We start from the raw sequence: 20,585 nt of genomic DNA on the forward strand, positions 1-20,585 counted from the left end.
AAACCATGCAGCGCCGAATCGACCCTCGTCCCCGGCAATCCCACCGTGTGTTCGTCACATGAAAAAGGAATCATGATGAAAAGCATTGGTCATCAGCAGGCAACGGCCCATGGGCGTGTCGAAGCAATCCGAAAAAGGACACGTGACTGCCCTGGCGTCGGTCGTGGAGGTCCCGCCACTGAACCGGCCAGTCAGATCGTGCGCCTGGGAAGCGTCGCGCTCGTCAATTGGACTACAGCCGCCAACTGGAGGGTGGATGCAGCCTCGTTCGGCGCTCCCACATTCGGGCATCACGGTCGCGCGCTGGTTGCCGACCGTGATGCCTTTCATCTGATCCCTGCGTCGTTTTCTGCTGACTGCCTCGAGCAGACCGATCAGGCACATCCGAGAGCAACCCTCGCGGTCCAGGACAGCGTCGACCCGCAGGAGGGCTGCGAGGAAGGCTGCTTCTACTGCAACGGGCCCGAAACGGACTGAGTCAGGAAAGAGGCCGAGAAAACGTCGGCCACCGGTTTCCGGCAGTGGGCAACGCGAATTGACCCAGCCATAGGCTTAAAGTCACCCTTGCTAATCGCGTCTATGAGGTCTGTTCCTCGCGCCGCCGTATGGACGTATGGCAGGCCAGGCCCCCGCCGAGGTCCAGTTTGATGTGTGCCAATTACGACGCCGTGTCTCCAATCCTGAGCCGCTCTATTAATTTGGTAGCATCCGCGCGTCTGGGAACCAGCCTTCCGGTGCGCGCTTGGGTTCGAGGTGTTCGGGGTCGCGGTGTTTTTGCATGTCGCATTTGTAGAACGGGCCGCGGGGGTCCAGGAGGACGTTCATGTGGTGGTCGGCGTGATCTTTCCACCAGACGCTGATGCCTGTGGCGCCGTCGAGTCTGAGGTGTTCCCATGCCCGCCAGAGGGCTTCCACGCGGGAGAGGGCTTCGGGGTGGAAGTACCATTCGAGGCACCATTTGGCGGCGCGGCCGTCGACGTCGCGGACGTAGGTCGGCAGCAGCTGTTCGTGGAGGAACTCCTCGGCTGAGCCGTAGACCAGTTCCGGTGGCTTCAGCTCTTCCGCCGGCCTTTCGGCAGCTGCCTCCGTGTCGCCGATGTCGGGGGCCGCGCTGAATCGTCCGATATTAGTGTCCATGACAGAGCCCCTTACGTCGTGACCCAGGGATTGGCCGCCGGCCCGGCCGTGGCCGGTACGGCCGGTTCTTCGGGCCGGGGGCTGTGGGTCTTGATGGACGCTTCGACGGCTTCCTTGTGGGGACCGGAGTACCAGGGCAGGGTCCGGACGAGGGTGGCTGGTGCGCCGGAGGCGAGCACGACGGCGCGGCCGCGGTCGAGTTCGGCGAGGTTGGAGACGTCGAAGATGCGTTCCTTGGCTTCCTGCCGGGAGCGGCTGGAGCCTGTTTTGCCGGAGGAGATGGAGATGTTGGTGTAGCTGTAGTCCCCGATGAGGTCCGAGAGTGCCCGGAGGAAGCCCTCTTCGGCGACGCCGCCGCCGTAGACCTTGACGTTGGCGGCGGACCAGATTTTGCGCATGTTTGCCTCGCCCCAGAGTTCGACGCCTTGTGACCAGGACTGCAGGATGGCCATGACGATCAGCCCTTTGGAGCCGTAGTGGCTGAACTGGTCCGGCAGTCCGGCCCAGCGGACGACGTTGGCCAGCTCATCGAGGGCGAACAGCGCGGGTTTGGGCAGGCGGCCGCCGCTGCGTTCGGCTCGTTCCTCCATGGCCTCGGCGATGGCCACGGTCAGGGCGGTGGTGAGCGGGGCTGCCGAGCCGGCACCTTCCTTGGAGAGGATGTAGATCGTCTCCCGTGAGGCGGCGAAGTCGTGCGGGTTGAACCGGCGGCGGGGATCCGTGGTCACGGAGGCGCCGCGTGCGGGGGCGACCCAGCGCAGTGTGTTTCTGGACTTGAGGCACTGGATCATTTTCTCGGCGGTGCCGAAGATCCCGTCGCGTTGCTTGTCGGCGAGCTTCAGGGTGGACTCCAGGCCCTTGTATTGCAGCTCGTAGTCGTGGTCTTTGAGGATTTCGATGGGTTCCTGGCTGACCTGCTCGGTCACCCACAGATACACCTGGGTGATGGGCAGCTCCCCCAGGGCGGCGGCGAGGAAGTAGGAGGAGAGGATGTCTTCGGCCTTCGGGTCGAAGTAGGCATCAGGTTTGGACCCGGGGAGGCGCGAGCCGACGGCGAAGTGCTGGGTGAGTTTGTAGGCCTTCTCTTCGTCCGTGACGTAGGAGAGCGGGTTCCACCACCAGTCCGGTTCTTCCTGGGCGATCTTCTGCGGATCGAACACCCACACCGGGGCCGTCAGGACCCGGACGCCGCGGGTGCCGTCGACGACGTCGCGCTTGTTCGAGGTCGAGACCACGGCACCGGGTGCGTCCAGGATCGCGGGCATGACCCGTGAGGTGGACTTACCGGTCCGGGGCCCCCAGATGTCGATGCTGAGGTCTTCCCAGGATTGGATGAACGTCTGGCCGGTGGAGACGACTTTGCCCACGACGATGCCGGGGGTGTCTTTCACGCCGAGGCGCTCGGCGGTGGCTTGTGCGCCTTTCGGGGAGAACGCGGCCAGGGATTTCCCGCGCCCCAGGTACCGCGCGGCCTTATCGACCCTGGCGCGCTTGGACGCGCCTTTCTTCCAGGCCAAGAGTACGACGACGGCCAGGACCAGGACGGTGCCGGCCATGAGGGCGGCGGCGACGGTGGACTGGACGGGCCAGGGCACGCGGCCCTTGACCAGCCCGGCGATCAGATCGATGGGTTGGGCTGGGGGTGCGGCGATGCCGGCCATCCAGGAGCCCAGGTGCACGGCGGCGTAGGTGCCGCCGCCGAAGACGACGATGAAGCCAATGGCAAACCAGACCAGCAGGGCATCTCCGAGGCCCATTCCTTTGCGGTTTGGTGCACTCACGGTGTTCCTCCTTCCACGGGCGGCTGCGGAGCGGCAGGCTCCATGAGCGTTTGGGCGGGTTTGTTCCAGCGGGTATTCGTGTCGTTGAGGCCTTCGGAGCCTTGTTCGATGGAGGTGAGTCCGATCTGGACGGGGATTCCCGGGCGGCCGCCGACCTTGATGAGGAATTTCCCCCGGCCCGGGGGTTCGACGTCGAGGCCGCGGGAGTCCCAGGCGGGCGGGTCCTGCCAGGAGATGAGTTTCTGCTGCTCCTGCCGGGAGAGGGGAATCGCGGAGGTCAGCTGCGGCATCTCCGAGGCGGGCAGGCCACCGCAGATCACCATGCCGGAGCGTTCGACGAATCCGCGGGCCTTCATCCGGTCCTCTTCTGCCGGAAGTGCCATCAGGTCGGACATGGTGTGGGAAATCATGATCTGCCCGACACCGACCGAGCGGTTCAAACGGGTCAGGGCGTCCACCCGGTCCACCATGCCCTTGCCGGAGCGCAGCGCCCGCCAGAGCTCATCCAGGACCACGAAGTAGTTCCTGCGCGGTTCCAGGCCGGCGTCTGCCAGGGCGTTGGCGACATTGACGGTTCCGAAGCCGTAGGACCAACACGCGAGCAGCACGGCGGCCTGCAGGTCCGTCTCGGTCTCGTCGATGCTGGAGACATCGAAGACCACGGCGCGGTCACGTTTCATGGGGTTGGTGGTCTGGGCGGAGAAGATTTCTCCCAGCTTCCCTCCCCCGGTCAGGCCCAGCAGGGTGGCCTCCAGCGCCCGGGTTTCCTGCAGGTAGACGGCGATGTCGCCGCGGTCCAGGGCGACCTGGCGCAGCTCATCCGGGGCGGAGACGATGACGTCCAGGAGGTCCTTCAGGACCGGGATGCCCTCGAACGTGTCATCGAGGACCCGCAGGGCCCGGTCCAGGATTGTCTGTTCCTGATCGGTGGGCGGGTTGTTCCGGCTGATCGTGATGAGGGAGACGACCATGTTCAGGCGGCGTCCGTGGGCGTCGGCGCGGACCCGGGCGGCGTCCTCATGGTGGCCGCTGTCTTCGAGCAGCTGCGCGGCTTCGACGGCCTGGCCGGGATCAAGAATGTTCAGGTACCCCACGCCGCGGCCCAGGGAAATGACCTGCCCGCCGAGGGCCTTGACCGCCTTGACGTGCTCGCCCTTCAGGTCACCCAGGACCAGGGGACGGACGCCCTGGGCGGACAGGCCCAGGAACATGCGCCGGACCAGGGTGGACTTGCCCAGCCCCGGCTTGCCCAGGATGAACGCGGAGGGGTTGGAAATGAGCCGTGCCCGCTGGAACCAGCTGATCGGGTCACAGCAGACCGTGGCCTGGGTTTCCTCGTGGCGTCCGAGCGGGACGCCGATCATGGGCGAGGACGCCCCGGAGGAGAACGGCCACAGCCCGCAGACCTGCACCGTCGTTCCCCGGTACTCCGTCACGGACGGGACCAGGGCGGCCATGCCCCCGCCGCGCCCGGCCCAGCCCCGGGAACCCGGCCCGGCCTCCCGGGGCTGCCGCCCGGTCTTCGCCGGATCAGCGTTCACCGGCGCCGCCGTGACCGCTGCCGGATCAGCTGCTTTCCTGGACGGGCGGGTGAAGAGTTTCATGCGGGCCATTAGAGGGCGTCCTTGATTTCGGAGGGCAGCATGCTGTGCCTGGGCAGGACCAGCCCCAATGGCAGGGAGGCCGCGAACGCGGTGTCCTGCGCACCGTAAGCGCGTCGCAAGAGCACCCGGGCGGTCCCGGAAGTCTGTTCAATGGCCGCGACGGCATCGGGGAGGCGTTCCTTATCGGTGACGGTGGCCGTGACGACCATCCCGAAGTTCACCAGCCCGGCGCCCTGGGCTTCCTCCTGGGCGGTCTGCACGGCGGAACGGGCATCGACCAGGGCACGGGCGGAGGGCCGGGTCCCGGAGGTGATGCGGACGTTGGCGTTGTTCTGGTCCCGCTCGACCACGGCAGCGGCCCGGGCAGAATCCATCGGACGGTACAGCAGCGAGATCCGCTTCCGGTCAATGTCCCCGTGCGGGGCCAGCAACCGGGACAGGACCGAGGAGTTCACCGACCCCCGGGGCGCGCCGGACATGGTCCAGGAGGCCGAGAAGGCGCTGTCGTGCCGGTAGTCGTCCCAGCCTGCCTGGGTCGCGGTCGGGCCGACCTCGCCCCAGGCCAGGGACACCGGGGACCCGGCGGCGTGGGCTTCGTCGATGATCAGCGCTGCGGGCGGGTCGTAGGCGATCCGCACGACCTCGCAGAGTTCCTGCGCTGACATCGGGCGGGCGATGCCGGCGCCGGTGGACTGCAGCCGGGCCGAGAGGCCCGGGATCCGGGAGGCGAGGTCCCGGGCAACATCTTCGGGTGTGCGCTTCTTGGACCCTGCCCGGAGGGAGGCGTTGAACGTCAGGGACACCCAGGCCCGGACGGTGGCGGATCCTTCCGGGTACGTGTTGACGACCTCGCGCAGAATCGCCTGGGCAAAGGCCGGCGCGTCGGGGTCGATGTTCATTTCCACTTCGTTCCGCAGCCGGTACCCGGAATCCGGGGCAGTCTCCACCGTCACGGCGGCGGCGTCCAGGCCGGCCTCGTCCGCCAGCCCGGCGAGCCAGCCGCCCCAGTTCGCCACCCACGCATCAACCTGCTCCGGGTCCACCAGCGAGGCCCCGTCGGGTTCGGTGGAGAAAATCACGGTGAAGTGGCTGGTGGCCGGCACATGCAGCAGCGCGAACGGACGCTTGTAGGAGTCCGTGAACTCGTACAGGGTCGACGTCGCCGCAAGCCCCGGCAGCTGGTACATGCCCCAGTCCGTCACGCCCAGGGGGCCGGAACGGTAGAGATTCGTTCCGGAGGACCTGGAGATCCGGAAGCTCATCCGTGTGGCGAAGCGGTCCACAACGGACTGGCCGTGCTTGTCCTTGACCGTCAGCAGGAGGGCGCTGGCCCCGGCCACGGCCAGGACGGCCAGGCCCGGGAACAGACCCCAGATGGCGAAGCTGATGATCCCGGCCAACAGCCCGGCCATGACAATCCCGGTGCCGATAGCGCCGAGGTTGCCCAGCCCGGCGGAACGCGGGACCCGCCAGTTGCCGTAGGACGGTTCCTTGTACTCGGTATTAATTGCTGCCACTGGGGCCCTCCCCGGTTGAATCCTGCGCGGTCTGCTGTGCGGCCTGCGAAACCTGGCCGGCTATCTGTGTTCCTGCAAGGACTGCGACTCCTACGGGACCAGCTGCTGCTGCTCCCTTGCCCGCTCCCGTGGCCGCTCCTGCGGTGCGCGCGGTTGTGGTGGCTCCACCAGGGCCAACTGGACTTGTCGACGCTGGCGTCGGTTGGCCGCGGTTTCCCTTCGGGCCAGGTGTTCCGTTGCTGCCCTTGGGAGGCGTGTCTTGCTGGTTGGGGTGCGTGCTCGCCGGCGTTGGTGCGGCATTGCCTCTGCCGCTGCCGCCCGCGCCCAGGGACACGGCACCTGTGGCCATGGCAGCAACTGCCGCGCCTGCCCCTTCTCCTCTGCCGGAGGCGACGGCATCGACCATCGGGGTCACGAACCGCATGAGTGCCGGCAACGCGAACAAGGCAACGATCATCAGCGTGAAGCCCGTGATGGAACCGGTCAGGACGTCCTTCCCGTTGTTGTTTCCCATGAGGAGGAACGCGACCGAGTAGACAATGGCCGCGGCGGGTTTGTAGAGGATGAAGGCAATGGTCCAGCCGACAGCTTTCTGGAACCACTGCTTGCCCATCTCCGTGTTTGTGAACGCGGCAGTGGTGGGCAGGATGCCCGCGAGGATCACCAGCATGCCGCTGCGCACCACCATGAGGACAATCTGCACGAGGGAGGCAAGCAACCCGATCAGGCCCAGGACAATGAGGATGAACACGCCGACCCCCGTCTGGCCGGTCAGAACCAGGAGCTTCATCGACTCAGCGAAACCCTTACCGTCCGTGGAGCGCTCGATGATGGCGGCCGAGAAAGCATCTGCCGCGATCACCAGAATCGAGATGACACCCAGACCCAAACCCGTGACCAGGGCGAGCGTGACCAGGGACCGCAGCAGGTCCTTCAGCGGTGCTCCGCGCTGTTCCCAGATCATCCGGATGCCACCGAGAATGACGGCGAGGACCGCCAGCGTCAGAGTCCAGACCATCAGCTCGCTGTTCACCATGGAGACGACCGGGCCCGGCGACGTTCCATCCTGGCTGGCCAGATTCACGGCGGGCATCGACACCCAGAAGGTAGACAGCGTTGTCACCATCTGGCTCATGCCCTCCATGATTGCTTTTGCAAGACTGTTGATAGCGTCGTCTGCAATCCCCGCCGCCACATTGCCTGCACCTTGTGCGGTCCAACAGGCCACGTCCCAGACTTCACATGCTTTATCAGCCATGTCAGACGCCGGCCCAAGGAATGAAGGAGCTCAGGTCTCTGATCTGTCGCACTGCGCCCCCACCTGCGGCTGGCATGTCCAGTTTCCAGTCGCCTCCCTCCCAAAGCAGTGACGTCGAGATGGCACCGTATCCGCCATCGGCGCTCTTGAAAGCCACCTCCACAACTGCTGCCGTGGGCGTGTACGAATGGATGATGAAGCCAGCGAATTGAACCTTCGGCGAGGTCCCGCCGACGTCCTTGCCTTCCTGTATCGCTTGTACAGCCTTGTCCCGAGTGGGGCTGTCAGCGGCAAGCTTCAGGTACACCTGCCTTGCATAGCCGTTGAATGACGCCGCCCAGATGTTTGCCGTCGCATAGAGAGCTCCCGTCGGCGACTGGGCAAAGCATGACCTCAGACCATCCGTGCCTACCGTTCCAGGACCTGCCGTTGACGGGTCGGTCGGGACAGCCATGGATCCGAGCAGCTCCCACTTGGATTTAGGCGCGGCTCCGAGCGCGGTTTCTTTGCTGCCAGGCAGTCCGCAAACGCTCTTCCCAGCCATAGCCGAGGCGCTGGGGCTCGATGTGGCCGGGCTGCCGGACTCTGCCGGGGTCGAGGCGGCGTGGGTGTTGTCCTGCCCTTTGGGGAGCAGGAAGATGACGAGGGCTGCTGCGATCAGCGCGACCACCAGCGCGGCAGCAAGGATGAAACCGGGTTTGGTGAACGGATTGCTTTCGGTGGTGCTCTCTGTTGACTGGCTCATGGTGAACCTCCCGTTGTTGGTGCTGGTTTAGACGAAGGCGCGGACGATACCGGCGGAGCTGGTGATGATGATGCAGCCAAGGAGGACCCAGCCGAGTTTGGCGATGGCTTGGGCGCCCTCGCCGCGCTGGAGCTGGATGACCATGCCGATGCCGACGATGATGACGCCCAGGACGCCCAGGACGAGGCCGATGCCGGAGGCCCAGTTCAGGATCGTGAGGAGTCCGCCGGCCTCGGTCGGGACGACCGGGGTGGGGTTGGGGATGACGCTTCCGTCAAAGACGACGAAGGGGTTCATGCTGAGACCTTTCGGTTGATGGTGCGTGGTGCGGTGTCGGTAGCCAGGACGGCCAGGTCGGTGATGAATCGTTGGTACTCGCGGACCGGCGGTGGTGTTATGGAGTCCCCGTGCCGCCAGGCCTCTACCCAGGGCAGGATCCAGAGCCGGGGCGCTCCCCCGCCGACGATTGCGGCGAAGTCGCGGAGTCCTTTGGGAGTCTTTCCCGGCGCGTCTGCAAGGACGGCGAGGCCGAGCAGATCCAGTGTCGGTGCCGCCCCTGATGCCCATTGGGTCAGGGCGTTCCTGGCGGTTGTCAGGCCGTGCATGTCTGCCCGGCAGGCCAGCAGGACCCGTGGTGTGCTTCCGTCCTGCAGGACGGGCCAGCAGTGATCGGTGACGCGTGCCCCGTCGAGGAGGGCGGCGATCCGGCTTTCACCGGCTCCCCCGTGGGCGCCGGTGATCCACACCGTTGCGGAGCCTGGCATGGTGCGGCGGCCCAGGCGGTCTGCTGCGTCCGGTTCGATCATTCCCTTCAGGGGCGCAGTGATCACCGGCTCCGGGGGCAGGTGCGTGCCCGGTGTTTCCTCGTCCGTACTGTCGGCGGCGTCTGTGGTGATCCAGGGGTTCAGGGACTGGTGCATGGTTCCTCCTTCCAGGGGCTGGGGGTGTCTTAGAAGCCGGCGGCGACGGCGGCTGCTGCTGCCAGCCATGCCCGCCGGGTGGCGGGCTGGAGGGCTTCGTAGCGGATCGGACCGTTGACCAGGGCCGGGTCGTAGGGAATCCGGACGACGGCCCGGACGAACGGTTCAAAGCCGTCCGCGATCCGCTGCGCCTCGTCCTTGGCCCGCTTGAGGGCTTCCCCGGTCATGCTGCGCTTGGCGTCGGTGGATTCGGAGACGATGACGACGGCGTTGCGGGCCAGTTCCGCGTCGTGACCGCCACGGGATTCCAGGGTCTGCAGTGTCAGCCGGGCGGCTTCGGCGCGGTCTTCGATGGCCGTGACGGGGACGACGAGCTGGTTGGTGTGGTCGATCATCCGGCGCCAGTTCGCTGCCCTGGCGGTGTTGCCCGAATCCATGACCACCAGCCGGTAGTAACGGGTGAGGACCTGGTGGGCGATATCGACTTCCTCGGCCGTGACTTCGTGGTCGCCTTCTTCGTTCTCGTCCGAGCGCAGGACATCGAACTTGTCGGCGGTCTGGTGATGGACGAACTTGGCGATTTCCGCGGCGTTCGTTGCCGGTGAGAGAAGCTCGGTCGATGAATCGATCAGGTCCAGGACACTCCGGTCGTGGGAACCCTTTTCAGTGCGCCAGCCCAGGGTGCCCTGGGATTCGTTGTTGTCCCAGGCGACGGTGGCGGCCCCGCTGTAGCGGGCGAGGATCGCCGAGAGCATGACCACGGTGGGGGTCTTGTTCGCCCCGCCTTTGCGGTTGACCACGGCGATGGTGCGGGGACCGGGCCAGTGCTGGGAGACGGTGCGGATGTCCTCTCGCTCGGAGAGTTCTTCCGCTGAGGGGTCCATCCGGAATCCCAGGCGCGTGAGTGTCCCCCGCCAGCCCTGGGTGGCCGGTTCCAGTACCGGGGCGCTGACCAGGAACGAGGTCTCTTTCAGGGTCCGCCGGGTCGGAGGCGCTTCCCCGGCGAGAGTGGCGGTCTGCGGTTCCACAGGGTGGGCCGGTGCCGGCGTTGTGCCGGATTCGACGGGGACGGGCGGCGACGGTTGCCTGTCCGGCGCCGCAGCATCGGGGACTGCTGCGGGCTCGGTCGGGGTGGCTGCGGGCCGGGGTGCACGAGCCGGGGCCGTATCGGTCGCGGCCGGGGCGAGCGTCCCGGGCGTGGTTCCGGGAGCTTCCGCCCGGCGGCGGGCGGGGCGGGCTTCATAGGAGACAGATTCGATCTTGTTGTCCGGGTGCACGATCAGTTCACCGTGCCCTTCGGGATCCTCGATCCGGACTCTGACGGGGCGCTGGAGTGTTTGCGCCTCGCCCACCACGAGGGCCAGGGCGTTGTTGCGCAGTTCCTGCAGGGACTCCCCGGCCGGAACGATCCGGGAGTTCCCGGCGACGATGACCTCGGCGGTCCGGTTTTCGCGGACGATGGCGCTGATCTTTGGAAAGGCCAGGACCTCGGTTGGTGCAGTACCCATGAACTTCTTCCTTTACGTGTGTGCGGTGGCAGAGGTGCGGCGTTTAGGACGTTGGCGGTGTGAGCCGGTTGACCTTCCACGGGGCGTCCTTGCCCGTGCGGAGCAGCTGGACCGTGTAGGTCCCGGCGTTGGTCGGGACGGCGGCTGTGACGCCGTAGCCGTTGGCGTCATCGACGGACAAGGTGGCGGCCCCGGTGACGCGGCTGGCCGGGATGTTGGCCGGGTCGACCGCCGAGTAGTCGGCGGTGGCCTGTGGTGTCAGCCAGCGGGCCAGGTCGTCGGCCCATTGCTTTTCCTCCACGGCGGGGCGGGCGAAGTCGGCCATTGCGTTCCGGGCGGTTTCGACGGCTTTGTCTTTGCTTACCTGGTCCCAGGTGATGCCGGTGGCGGCCGGGGCTGTTCCTCCGGGCGCCTGGGGACCGCTGCCGGCACTCAACGAAACGGGCGCGGACGCCGCGATCGTGGAGCCGGCTGATTTTGCCGGTGCCGTGTCCGCTGCCGGTGCGCAGGAAACGCAGAGCAGGGCCACGGCAGGCAGGGCGGCCGTGAGCAGAGGCACTGTCAGTAGGGTCGGCGGCTTTTTCACTTGTTCTCCTCTTGGGCGGGCAGGTACAGAAAGGCTGAGGGGACAGTGTTGGTGACTGTCCGGGTGTAGTAGCTGTGGTCGTTCGGGGGCGGGCTGCCGTTGTAGCCCTCTTCGACGTAGGTCCCGTTGTCCTTGACCTCTTTGACGACCGCGACGTGGCCGAATGTCGGGTCCGCTCCCCCGGCTCCGGGCGCGTACCAGACGACCGCACCGACCCGGGGTGTGCTGCCGGTGGGCCAGCCCTTGGCATCCCAGCCGGCCTTCCACGTCACCGCGGAACCCAGCCGTTGTCCGTCCGGGCGGAAGGTGCCATTGAGGAACTTGAACGGTGCACTGGTGGATCCCATCTGCTGGTTCACCCGCCACAGGGCGAAGTCCACGCACTCGCGGTAGTACATGTCCAGCGGCGAGGTGCTGGCCTTGTTCGCCCCTGCCTGCATCCAGGTCGGGGAGTTTTTCCATGGGTAGTCATCCCCCGTACCGGACTGGGCGCAACCGCTGCCTCCCGGGGTGAACTTTTGGTCAGAGAGTGCCTGGACGAGTTTGACCGCCCCGGGCCAGTACTTCTGGTAGTGGTACGGATCGGCGTTGCGCTGGACCTTGTTGGCGGCGATGGTCGGCTCGAGGAGTTCCCAGCCGGGAACGGCCTGCAGGGCCTTGATGAAGTTCTTCGCGCTGGTGGCGGGGTTCATTCGGTCCGCGTAGGAGCCCCACGCGCCGTTGCCGCGTTGCTGGAACAAGCCCCGTGAGTCCGGGCCGGGTCCGTCGCCGGTATCCAGCACCCGCAGGCCTGACTCCCCCAGGGCGACCATGACGCTGATCATCTGACCCTTGACGGACAGGTCGAGCGGCTTTCCCGCACCCATGATCGCCGCGGCGTTCTTCAGCTGTTCCGGGGTGTACCCCTCAACCTTGGTGTTGGCGTCGATGACAACGGAAACAGCCGGACCGCAGCCGGCCACCGCCGGTTTCGCAGGGGCCAGCAAGAGCAGCATCGTGAAGATCAGGCCAAGGAACAGCCCGGGGATGGCAAGGAGTGCCACCAGGCCAAGTGACCTACGCTGCATCAGAACAACTCCCCCGCTCCCTTTGCATGTTCGAAGCCCTTGGGCTGCGTCGTGACCGTGCCGCGCTATACAGCCAATTTAGCACAGTAGAGTGCAAATGCACTGCAAATGATTAGCTGCGGAGCGCCAGCACTGCTATTGACCTGTTGCAAGTCACATCCCCCGTCCATATGCGAGTCCGGAGAGGATGATTTCCCGGCGGGCTAGAATGACTGCGAGGTTTATTCACCGACGCTAGGGAGCTATGTCCGTACACCGTCTGGCCCCGTCGGAGCTCCGCTATTTACTCCTGGCACTCTCGAAGGAGTGGGAGCGGGCAGTTCTTGAGCATGCACACACTCGTGATCTAACTAGTGCCCAGGTCGAGATCCTGTTGGTATTGAACGAATCCGGTCCTCATTCCATGCAGGATCTTGGGCAGATGCTGCTCCTTAACCGCGATCCATTCCGGTCGGTGGATTCCCTTGTAGCCAAGGGGCTTGTCGAGCGTGGCTCAGGTGAGGACAAGCGGAAGGTCCTGTGGTCGCTCACGGCAGAAGGCACCACCGCAGCCGCGTCTATAGTCGCCACGGATTTCACTCTCCTACGGTCCTTCATCTCCGATATTCCCGTTGAGAGCACCGGCACACTGGTGAGCCTGCTGCGCGAACTCCAGGGCAACGTGGCACCGTCGGGTGTGTTGGAAGAACGCTTCGGGGCGCAGCAGAGCCCTGTCGCTGACCTCTTGTCAGCGCAGTCTCTTGAGGAGATACAGAACAACCGTTCGACGGTGGTGGCAGCCCGCTTGCGCCAGGTCATCGATATGAAAGATGCCGGTGATGCCCGAACGGCCTACGAGAAGTACGGTCCCATGCTTGCTCAGCGCGATGTAACGCTGACACGCAGGGCCTGGTTTAGCCTCTTAGACCAGGGAGGGCCTGTAAGTGACCACGTCCTCGCGCATTTGTCGGAAGTACTCACAGGCAACGCAGAGTATCTTCTGACGGACGACGAAAAGGTCCTTCGGGAGATTGACAACCACATGCGGGCCGAGAACGCTCTGTTGCTCGCAGGGGTTACAGGCTTTGGCGGCCGCGGATCCTTGGATGCTGGGGCCCTCCAGGCCTTAGCGGAGTTGGTCCAGAAAAGACTGGACGCTTCCGAAAAGGACTGAGTGGTGGCTCGTAAGTATGACGGAGTCCCCGTCGCGCTCTCTCACGGGTCCCGCACTGCAACAGCAGCTGCTCTCTCGGAGATTCATTTGGCTCCAGGTATGACCGCATGCGAAGTGGTAGAAGCCGTATCAACCGTCATACGGAAGCCGATCTTTCTCGAACCGACTGTGGACGACAGATTCAAAATGACTACCGGCGGCTTCGCCGTGACGCCTGAATTTGTAGTCATCGTCTTCCGTGGCATCGATCCGCACGCGTATCAGATGCATAGTCTTTTTCATGAACTCGGCCATCTTCTTTGCGGACACCGAATGTGCGATCGCCCAGGAACACAGCTTGAGTCCGGCGCGGTGGACCAGCTGCTTTGGAACGAGACTGAGCGCGAAGCCGAGTTTCTTGCCTACAAGATTACTTCTCTTATCAGCCGCAAAACTCGCAACAGCCAGGCATTCGGATGATGAGGGAACTCTCGACTTTGATGCTCTATCTGACCGCGTTCATTCTCGTCGTTCGGGGCCCATACGCGTTGAGGGCGAAGCCATCCCGGCCGGGATGGCTGGCCGGCGCCTTTGGCCTTGTGGCTGTCATGTGTCTTGGCTTCGTGGTGCCTGTCCAAGCAATCGACGCTGTGATGGGATCCAGAGGTTACTGGAACCTGCTGGGTGCGATATCGACGACCTTGTCTTTCCACTTCATGTATCAGGCCATCCTCATCCACACGTCCAAAACTAGGCCCCGTCACTACAGCCTCTACCTGATGCTTGGCATCGCCTCTTACTCGGCCGCGTTCAGCCTGATTACAGGGGAACAGGAAAGATTTACCTCTGTAGAGGCGTTCATTGCAGCACTGATTTATCAACCGTGGACAGCCCTGTATCTCTCTATCTATCTGTCTACCGTCGCGATTATCTCCCTGCTCTCACTTATGGCAGTCCTTGATTCACCACAGCGATCCAAAGTCTTCATAGCCGGCTTCTTCCTGGTCACCCTGGGCAACACCGTCGACATCTGCCTTCTATGGCTGCAGCACCTGAACGCCGTGAGTACTCAAGCCTCCGTCCTGCTTTACTCCTCATATGTGGCGGCTTTTTTCACCGGAGCCATCATCCTCTGCATCGGGTTTCTCAGGGGTTCCATCCAATCGCTGCGCAAGTACTGGGCGTTCCTCTATTACGCACTAAGGCTGCGGGGAATTCTTGGGCGGACAGTCACAGAGAAGCCCAGTGTTGCCGCTGCGCTGAGGGACCCGAAGATCATCTGCTACCAAACGCTCATCCTGATCCGAGACCTCATGACGCTAGGCGAATTCGTCGTGGACGATTCGGAATTGGCTCTTACACATCGGACCGATGTGCTTCTCACTGAATTCCCGCTCACGTCCTCAACGTAAGGATTTCCACGTATGGCTCCGACACCCTGGATCATCGCAACAGCCCTCGCTGCTTTGTCGCTTCCGGTCATTGCAGCGGCGGCCCTTGGGCAGAAAATGACTGCCTGGAAGGAACCCAAAAAACGGGATCTTACGATCTCCGCCGACTGTCGCGAAGTGACACTGCAAGCAGATCCGAGAACCAGGGCTCCCGGTACTTACGGGCTCCTTCTGCCCAGCGTTCATATCGTTGTAGGAGCAGTAGCATCCGAAAACCCTGAATCGTCTGAAGTGACCCGGGAGATAATTGAATGGACCGGGTCCCTGGAGGCAGGCAAGATACGTGGTAGCTGGACCGGCCAAGTGATTGTGTCACCGGAAAAACTCAACCTTGACTTTGAAGAAGTCAGTCTCGGGACCTTTGAGGGTGAACTTCCCGCGTGGATTTTCCATCCCGAGCATCCATCACCTGATGTCTGGGCTATCCACGTGCACGGACTCCGCTCTTCTCGCTACTCGATGCTTCGCAGTGTTGAATCAGCGACGAACCTAGGCATGACCTCGCTGGTCCCGTCCTACTTCGGAGACGCCGAGAATCATGCCCAAGGACAGGTCTGCCACTACGGCAGCCTGGAAGCGGACGACGTTGAAAAGGCACTAACTTATGCAGCCGAACACGGCGCAAAAGCGCTCTATCTGTTCGGTTGGTCAATGGGTGCAACAATCTCACTACTTCTCACCGAAACCGCCAAGTACCGGCACCTAATCGCCGGCCTGGTCCTGGTTTCACCAGGACCCAACACAGAGGCAGTCATCGCCGAGAACGCACGGACAGCGGGCCTCCCCCGAACGCTCGCAAAGATCGTCCCAAAGATCCTCTCAACGCCCCTGCTCAGCCGCCTCGCCTCGCTCACCAAACCCGTAAATTTTGAAAACCTTGACTGGACTCATGCACCTGGCCGCCTGAACACTCCTGCGCTGGTACTCCATTCACGCGGCGACACAGAAGTGCCCTATTCGCTCTCGGATGAGTTCGCTACCTCCAATCCAGAAAAGGTAACGCTCAAGGAGTTCCCAGCCGTCCCCCACCAATGCGAATGGAACTCTTCGCCCAGAAGGTTTGAAGATGAGGTCGCTGCCTGGATCAAGGGGCAGGAGGCCTTGCGTGACAACGCTGCCACGCCGACAGAAGCCACGCCAGGATCAACCTACACGCCGTAGATGCAGTGCAACAGGCGAAATGTAGTGCAAGTGCACTAGTATCACTAATGAGGTCCGTTTGATGCACCGCCGACTAGGAGTGAATTGTGAGAATCACTGAGCAGGAAAGTGCGACACGCCGTGATAATTTGCGCTGCCTCGCTGGTCGCCGGCGTTCCAGGGACGGTCGACGGCTCGACACAAGCACAGGATATTCACGACTACGCCTGCCCGAGATGGAACTTCAATGTAACTAGGCGACACGCCGCCTAGTTACAGTAACCAAATCCACTCCACGAGGCCCCCTGAATGTTAGGTTCAGAGGAACCTAAAACAGTAACCAAAACCTGTTGAAGGAACTAACGATTTACAGCGCTGAAGCCAGTACAGGTGAAGACAGTCTGTACGAGATTCAAAGGACATGACACATGACTGCTGTTGCACATCGGGGAGGCGGGCGTCCAAGCAAGGGCCTCCGCAAGTACATTGGCTTTCGCGTGCCTGCCGAGATGGCTGACCAAGTCGCCCAGGTCGCCGAAGCTGAGGGCGTCACGATCACGGACTACGTGGCTTCGGTTGTCGCAAAGCAGCTTGAGGTCGATCTAGAGCGCCATGACCACCACAAGTTTCAGGAGGAGCTGCCCATTGGCCGCATCGCCTCTTAAATGAGGAAGGCCCGCACGAGGCGGGCCTTCTAAGCATTTGACTCACTACCTTTTTTGCTTGCCGGCGACGAGGTAGAGAGTCCTTGAGAATCAACTCGGGCCTTACGGTCCGGGCATCTTCCTATCCCTTGAAAGGAATAGCATCATCGTACCCCACGAGATGCGCGCATGCACAGACTCACAGAGTCCGGGCGCGCCGCATGCATTTTGCAGTCCTGCCGAGGCCTGGGCCGCACTAGCTCTTCTGCTTGCCGGGCAACCCCGCGTCCGCCTTTCCCGCGACGGCGGAAGGTCCTACCCGCAAAAACATGAACGTGCTCTCACGAGAGCGCTTCCGTCCTTTCCCGCCGCCGTGCGGATTTTCGGCAAAGACGGCACCTGCGGTGCTATTTTCCTTGACTTTGACTCCTCCGTCGCTGGTATTGACTGGGTCGAAGCGGACGTCCGTGCCGTCCAGAAGTGGCTGCATTCGGTCAGTGCGCGGTGGATTGAGGATTTCTCGCCCAATGGCGGCCGGCACGTCTACATCCCGCTCGAGCAGCGGGTCACCTTTTCTGAAGCGCGTGATCTTGTCGAGGCGCTGGGCACCCGGTATCGGACCCTGGACAAGACCCCGCACCAAAACCTCCTGCATGGCTGCATGCGAACACCCGGATCCCCCCACAAGGGTGGCGGGCACCAGGTGCTCGCCATGTCATTGTCAGTGGCTTACGACGTTGCCCGACGGCCCAACCCGGCCACCGTTTGGGCGGCCATGAAGGCCGACCTAGCGGGAGAGATCAGAGCGGTCAGGGCACTCCGTCTCGAAGGCACGATTACACCGGCCACCGCCGAGACGCCCCGACTCCACCAACCGGCTGGGCGGATGTCCCGGACCATGCAGCTCATGGCCCAGACAGGGTTATACGACACCAACCGGTATGCCTCCGATTCGGAGGCACGACAGGCCATTGTCACCGGGGCCGCGGCCGCCGGCATGGAACTCGTCGATGTAGAACGCCGGATGATGCAGGGGACTTGGCCCGGACTGGCCTCCTTCTACGCCCGCTATGCCTCCCGTCAGCGTGTCCCAGCATTGCGCAGGGACTGGCTGAATGCGGTTACATATTTGAGCAAAAATCTCGGGTCGAGGGACGGAAAGAACAATGCTCGTAAATCCCCCACAAGCCAGCCAACTACACAGCCCCCTGTACTACAAGGGGCTTCAATCTCATCGAATCCTGATGCGGAGCATCAATTCATCCGAACTTGGCGAAACGCAGTGCGTTTGAAAGAACATGCCTACACTGATTCACGAACCGGGCTCGCTAGGAGGATGGTGTTGAGGTCTCTGGGGGAGGCTGCGCACATGACAGGGTCCCGATTCATTGAATTTGGTGACCGGTCCATTGCGGTGGCCACCGGCTTGGATCACACTACGGTCGGATCACACCTCAGAGCACTCCGCAGCGAGGAAGACCCTTTGGTGACTCTTGTTGAACAGGGCCGCGGGACCAAAGGCGATCTCTATATGCTGTCCGTGCCGGAGGAGGTAAAGGCCGTTGCCGAAGACCTAGCTTGGCGTAAGGGTAAGGTTCATGCGCTTCGCCCGGTCTTCAGGGAACTGGGACTCCCTGCAGCCTTCGTGTACGAAGCACTTGAACACTCCCCCGATCTGTCAACTTCTGAAATCGTCAAGCTGACCAGGCTCTCCAGGACATCCGTCAGTGAATCGCTTGAAGTGATGGCCGCTTGGAACATGATTTCCCGGAATAAGGCACGGGCCTGGTCGGTGGTGGCATCGACTTCACTTCAAGTCCTCGCAGAGCACTTCGGGGTTATGGAAGCCGTCGCGGCGCAGCTGCAGCGCTACCGGATCGAACGAATCCTTTGGAAAGAATGGCTGTCCAAGAACGTCAACACCGTCGCGGAGCTCCTCTCCCCCGGTGAGGACTATCCGTGGGAGGTATATGAGGGTCCGCCGGAAGAGTGGGCACTGGCGGACATGGCGTTCTCACGGACAGGATGATCCCAGTAGTCCGGTACTCTGTGAGTCCGTCAATCACGGACTCACAGAGTACGCAATTCCGATCCAAACTGGAATTAAGCTTGTCGTCTGTCCACGGAAAGAGAACATACTACTTTTGTTTAAGCGCGTGGTGTTAGGCCCAAGGCAAGTCGAAGCTCATCCTCTGTGGAACCTACGAGCTCATTCTGTCGCTCCAGCAAGAGGTCTACAGCAACACGAATTAGCGTGTTATCAGTGATCCGCTCCCCCTTTTCCTTACGGGCGCGTTGAACTTTAGAAGCGAGCAGTGTCAGCTCGTCGGCTTGGCCCGCATGCAGCCGCAATTCCTTGCGGACTAGCTCCGTGTAATGGGTATGGCCCGAAACACCAGGATCCTTAACCTCGTCTACGCTTGGGGTGGAAGCGGTTTTCGCAGGAGCGCTCTCGATTTTGGGCGCAACCTCGGACTCCGCTCCCCCAGTTGACTCGACTGATGCGGGCTCAGGAGCGGGCGGAGAAGTGGCAGCTTGAGTCGTCGAGCGTGTTTTCGAGCCATCATGTAGAGCAGCGGCCTCATGGACAATATGCAGGACGGGTGCTTCACTACCTAGATCAATGGGAGGTGCATCCTTGATCTCACGGGTTTGGTTGGCGAAGTTCTTGAATCCACCTTTGAGCGCCATGAAGGTCAGCCCTTCCTGGTCTGGGCCCAGAGACTAAACAGTTCCAGGGCGACGTCTTTGTAATCCATAGTTGCTTTCTCGGAGTTGCGGGTCTTCTCGTATGAAGTGACCACTGTCCCGTACATGGGGGCTCGTTCGTGTGCCTTGTACGCTCGCACAAACGAGTTACATACAAGGATTCCCTGTTCTCGCAACATTTCCTGTGCGTCCAGTGCATCTTGTGGGGAACGCGAATCTGCCTTGGTGATCACTACTCTGTAGTCCAGACCGAAGGGCTGAACTATCTTTTCGAACGTGTAAACGAGAGGCAGTAGGGCCAATGGAGTCGCTTCTGTGGGCATCACAATGAAGTCTGACTGGCTAACTATGGCTTTGAGTACTTGTATATTTTCCAGGTTGCCTGGGGTGTCCACGAAGACCGTGTCGTAGTCGAGATCACGCATTTGCGTGAGAGCTTCAGGGTCGGTCTCAGTCGCCACGTCGAACTGGAGCTGCTCCTTTTCGGGGAGTTCCTCTGCATTGGTTGCCCACATCGTTACTGATGCTTGCGGGTCGGCGTCGACCACAAGCACTTTCGAGCTTTGTGCGGCAACGGCGGCAAGATTCATCACAGTGGTGGTTTTCCCCGCGCCCCCTTTTTGGTTGACGACAGCTACGACCCTCATGAGTGCTTCCTTAATTTTGGTTTCCATGGCACTCGGACCGGTGACGGGTTACTACCTGACCAAAGCTGCTCGACCCGAGAAAAGGGGTCAGCTCGATTCAATGCGGAGAACATCCGTATCCAGTCGCCGGCAAGCGCTATGGCTAAATTACCAGCCGCACTCCCCCGCAAGCGGAAGAATCGCCGTAGATGCACAGAGTCAGCGACTTCGTGACTTCGTAGCTCTGTAAGTCTGTTAGTAGCACGGTGTCCAATCCGACACCCTCCACGATTCAGGCAACCGGGCGGCGCTCTCCGGCGGATCGAGCCGTAACTTTCGATTGCGGCCTTATGAGGGCGCACTTCCAGACTCGCGGAGTCTGGAAGTACCGGAGGTCTGGACTCCCCGGACTTCGGAGGTCTGCGACCAGGGCCTGCCGTATTTTGGTTCGTTCCTGACTCCCTGGCTTCGGGACTAGTGGGTCGGGACTTCTGTAAGTAACGGGGTCCGGAGTCTGTGATTTACGGCTGCGGCGAGGAGTGGCCTGTCGTGTACAGAGTTACAGAGTTACAGAGTTACAGAGTCGCAGAGTCTGGAAGTACCGGAGGTTCGGACTTCCGTAACGTGTTGCCCGGGGTTGTTCGCGGCTGCATACCATCCGCTCCCCCGGCTCCCCCGCCTTCCGGACTTGCGGGTCTGGTGGTCTGTAAGTAACAGAGTCTGGATGTGCCGATGTCTGGAAGTCTAGAAGTAACGGGGG

Annotated in this window: 19 protein-coding genes; 7 read left to right on the plus strand and 12 right to left on the minus strand. The window is 62.6% G+C overall.

The genetic code is table 11. From position 1 onward, the window contains the following. Nucleotides 1-72 precede the first annotated feature (72 nt). On the plus strand, nucleotides 73-477 hold the full coding sequence (locus ABEA18_RS23955) for a hypothetical protein (protein ID WP_345453749.1): 405 nt from the start codon (nucleotides 73-75) through the stop codon (nucleotides 475-477). A 216-nt stretch (nucleotides 478-693) separates the two neighbouring features. Here the strand turns inward: ABEA18_RS23955 and ABEA18_RS23960 are convergent, their stop codons facing one another. Genes ABEA18_RS23960 through ABEA18_RS24010 form a run of 11 tightly spaced genes read right to left on the minus strand, consistent with a single transcriptional unit; the run spans nucleotide 694 to nucleotide 12,123 of the window. After that, nucleotides 694-1,137, minus strand: coding sequence for a DUF4913 domain-containing protein (locus ABEA18_RS23960; RefSeq protein ID WP_345453752.1), 444 nt, complete (start codon nucleotides 1,135-1,137; stop codon nucleotides 694-696). A gap of 11 nt (nucleotides 1,138-1,148) precedes the next feature. Then, nucleotides 1,149-2,918, minus strand: coding sequence for a type IV secretory system conjugative DNA transfer family protein (locus ABEA18_RS23965; RefSeq protein ID WP_345453755.1), 1,770 nt, complete (start codon nucleotides 2,916-2,918; stop codon nucleotides 1,149-1,151). Continuing rightward, nucleotides 2,915-4,531: a helicase HerA domain-containing protein gene (locus ABEA18_RS23970; RefSeq protein WP_345453758.1), complete on the minus strand. Its 1,617-nt coding sequence runs from the start codon at nucleotides 4,529-4,531 to the stop codon at nucleotides 2,915-2,917. The genes ABEA18_RS23965 and ABEA18_RS23970 overlap by 4 nt, the downstream gene beginning before the upstream one ends. Then, nucleotides 4,531-6,039, minus strand: a complete 1,509-nt coding sequence (locus ABEA18_RS23975) for an SCO6880 family protein (RefSeq protein ID WP_345453761.1) — start codon at nucleotides 6,037-6,039, stop codon at nucleotides 4,531-4,533. Before ABEA18_RS23975 ends, ABEA18_RS23970 begins: the two co-directional genes overlap by 1 nt. Beyond that, a complete protein-coding gene (locus tag ABEA18_RS23980; RefSeq protein WP_345453763.1) occupies nucleotides 6,026-7,297 on the minus strand; it encodes a TrbL/VirB6 family protein in 1,272 nt (423 codons plus the stop codon). Before ABEA18_RS23980 ends, ABEA18_RS23975 begins: the two co-directional genes overlap by 14 nt. Before the next feature lies 1 nt (nucleotide 7,298). Then, nucleotides 7,299-8,042 (minus strand): DUF8175 domain-containg protein, encoded by a 744-nt coding sequence (locus ABEA18_RS23985; RefSeq protein WP_345453765.1) that lies wholly within the window; start codon nucleotides 8,040-8,042, stop codon nucleotides 7,299-7,301. A 27-nt stretch (nucleotides 8,043-8,069) separates the two neighbouring features. Then, the gene (locus ABEA18_RS23990) at nucleotides 8,070-8,339 is read right to left on the minus strand and encodes a hypothetical protein (protein ID WP_345453767.1); all 270 of its coding nucleotides are present in this window, start codon (nucleotides 8,337-8,339) and stop codon (nucleotides 8,070-8,072) included. Further along, nucleotides 8,336-8,962, minus strand: a complete 627-nt coding sequence (locus ABEA18_RS23995; protein ID WP_345453769.1) for a DUF6668 family protein — start codon at nucleotides 8,960-8,962, stop codon at nucleotides 8,336-8,338. The genes ABEA18_RS23990 and ABEA18_RS23995 overlap by 4 nt, the downstream gene beginning before the upstream one ends. Nucleotides 8,963-8,991: 29 nt before the next feature. After that, on the minus strand, nucleotides 8,992-10,470 hold the full coding sequence (locus ABEA18_RS24000; protein WP_345453772.1) for a chromosome partitioning protein ParA: 1,479 nt from the start codon (nucleotides 10,468-10,470) through the stop codon (nucleotides 8,992-8,994). A 43-nt stretch (nucleotides 10,471-10,513) separates the two neighbouring features. Further along, nucleotides 10,514-11,056, minus strand: coding sequence for a hypothetical protein (locus tag ABEA18_RS24005; RefSeq protein ID WP_345453775.1), 543 nt, complete (start codon nucleotides 11,054-11,056; stop codon nucleotides 10,514-10,516). Next, nucleotides 11,053-12,123, minus strand: coding sequence for a CHAP domain-containing protein (locus tag ABEA18_RS24010; protein WP_345453778.1), 1,071 nt, complete (start codon nucleotides 12,121-12,123; stop codon nucleotides 11,053-11,055). Before ABEA18_RS24010 ends, ABEA18_RS24005 begins: the two co-directional genes overlap by 4 nt. Nucleotides 12,124-12,367: 244 nt before the next feature. Here ABEA18_RS24010 and ABEA18_RS24015 point away from each other — a divergent pair, with 244 nt between their 5' ends. The 6 genes from ABEA18_RS24015 (at nucleotide 12,368) to ABEA18_RS24040 (ending at nucleotide 18,519) form a co-directional block, all read left to right on the plus strand. Next, on the plus strand, nucleotides 12,368-13,276 hold the full coding sequence (locus ABEA18_RS24015) for a MarR family winged helix-turn-helix transcriptional regulator (RefSeq protein WP_345453781.1): 909 nt from the start codon (nucleotides 12,368-12,370) through the stop codon (nucleotides 13,274-13,276). Between the two features lie 99 nt (nucleotides 13,277-13,375). Continuing rightward, entirely contained in the window at nucleotides 13,376-13,735 is a 360-nt protein-coding gene (locus ABEA18_RS24020; RefSeq protein ID WP_345453784.1) for a hypothetical protein, read from the plus strand. Next, entirely contained in the window at nucleotides 13,732-14,667 is a 936-nt protein-coding gene (locus tag ABEA18_RS24025) for a hypothetical protein (protein ID WP_345453787.1), read from the plus strand. Before ABEA18_RS24020 ends, ABEA18_RS24025 begins: the two co-directional genes overlap by 4 nt. Nucleotides 14,668-14,679: 12 nt before the next feature. Further along, on the plus strand, nucleotides 14,680-15,867 hold the full coding sequence (locus tag ABEA18_RS24030; protein WP_345453789.1) for an alpha/beta hydrolase family protein: 1,188 nt from the start codon (nucleotides 14,680-14,682) through the stop codon (nucleotides 15,865-15,867). Between the two features lie 407 nt (nucleotides 15,868-16,274). Beyond that, nucleotides 16,275-16,511: a hypothetical protein gene (locus tag ABEA18_RS24035; protein ID WP_234754203.1), complete on the plus strand. Its 237-nt coding sequence runs from the start codon at nucleotides 16,275-16,277 to the stop codon at nucleotides 16,509-16,511. A gap of 160 nt (nucleotides 16,512-16,671) precedes the next feature. Next, entirely contained in the window at nucleotides 16,672-18,519 is a 1,848-nt protein-coding gene (locus tag ABEA18_RS24040; protein ID WP_345453792.1) for a MarR family transcriptional regulator, read from the plus strand. Between the two features lie 667 nt (nucleotides 18,520-19,186). Here the strand turns inward: ABEA18_RS24040 and ABEA18_RS24045 are convergent. Then, the gene (locus ABEA18_RS24045; protein WP_234754206.1) at nucleotides 19,187-19,846 is read right to left on the minus strand and encodes a ParA family protein; all 660 of its coding nucleotides are present in this window, start codon (nucleotides 19,844-19,846) and stop codon (nucleotides 19,187-19,189) included. Nucleotides 19,847-20,585 lie beyond the last annotated feature (739 nt).

The organism is Arthrobacter gyeryongensis, from assembly GCF_039543785.1.
GTDB lineage: Bacteria > Actinomycetota > Actinomycetes > Actinomycetales > Micrococcaceae > Arthrobacter > Arthrobacter gyeryongensis.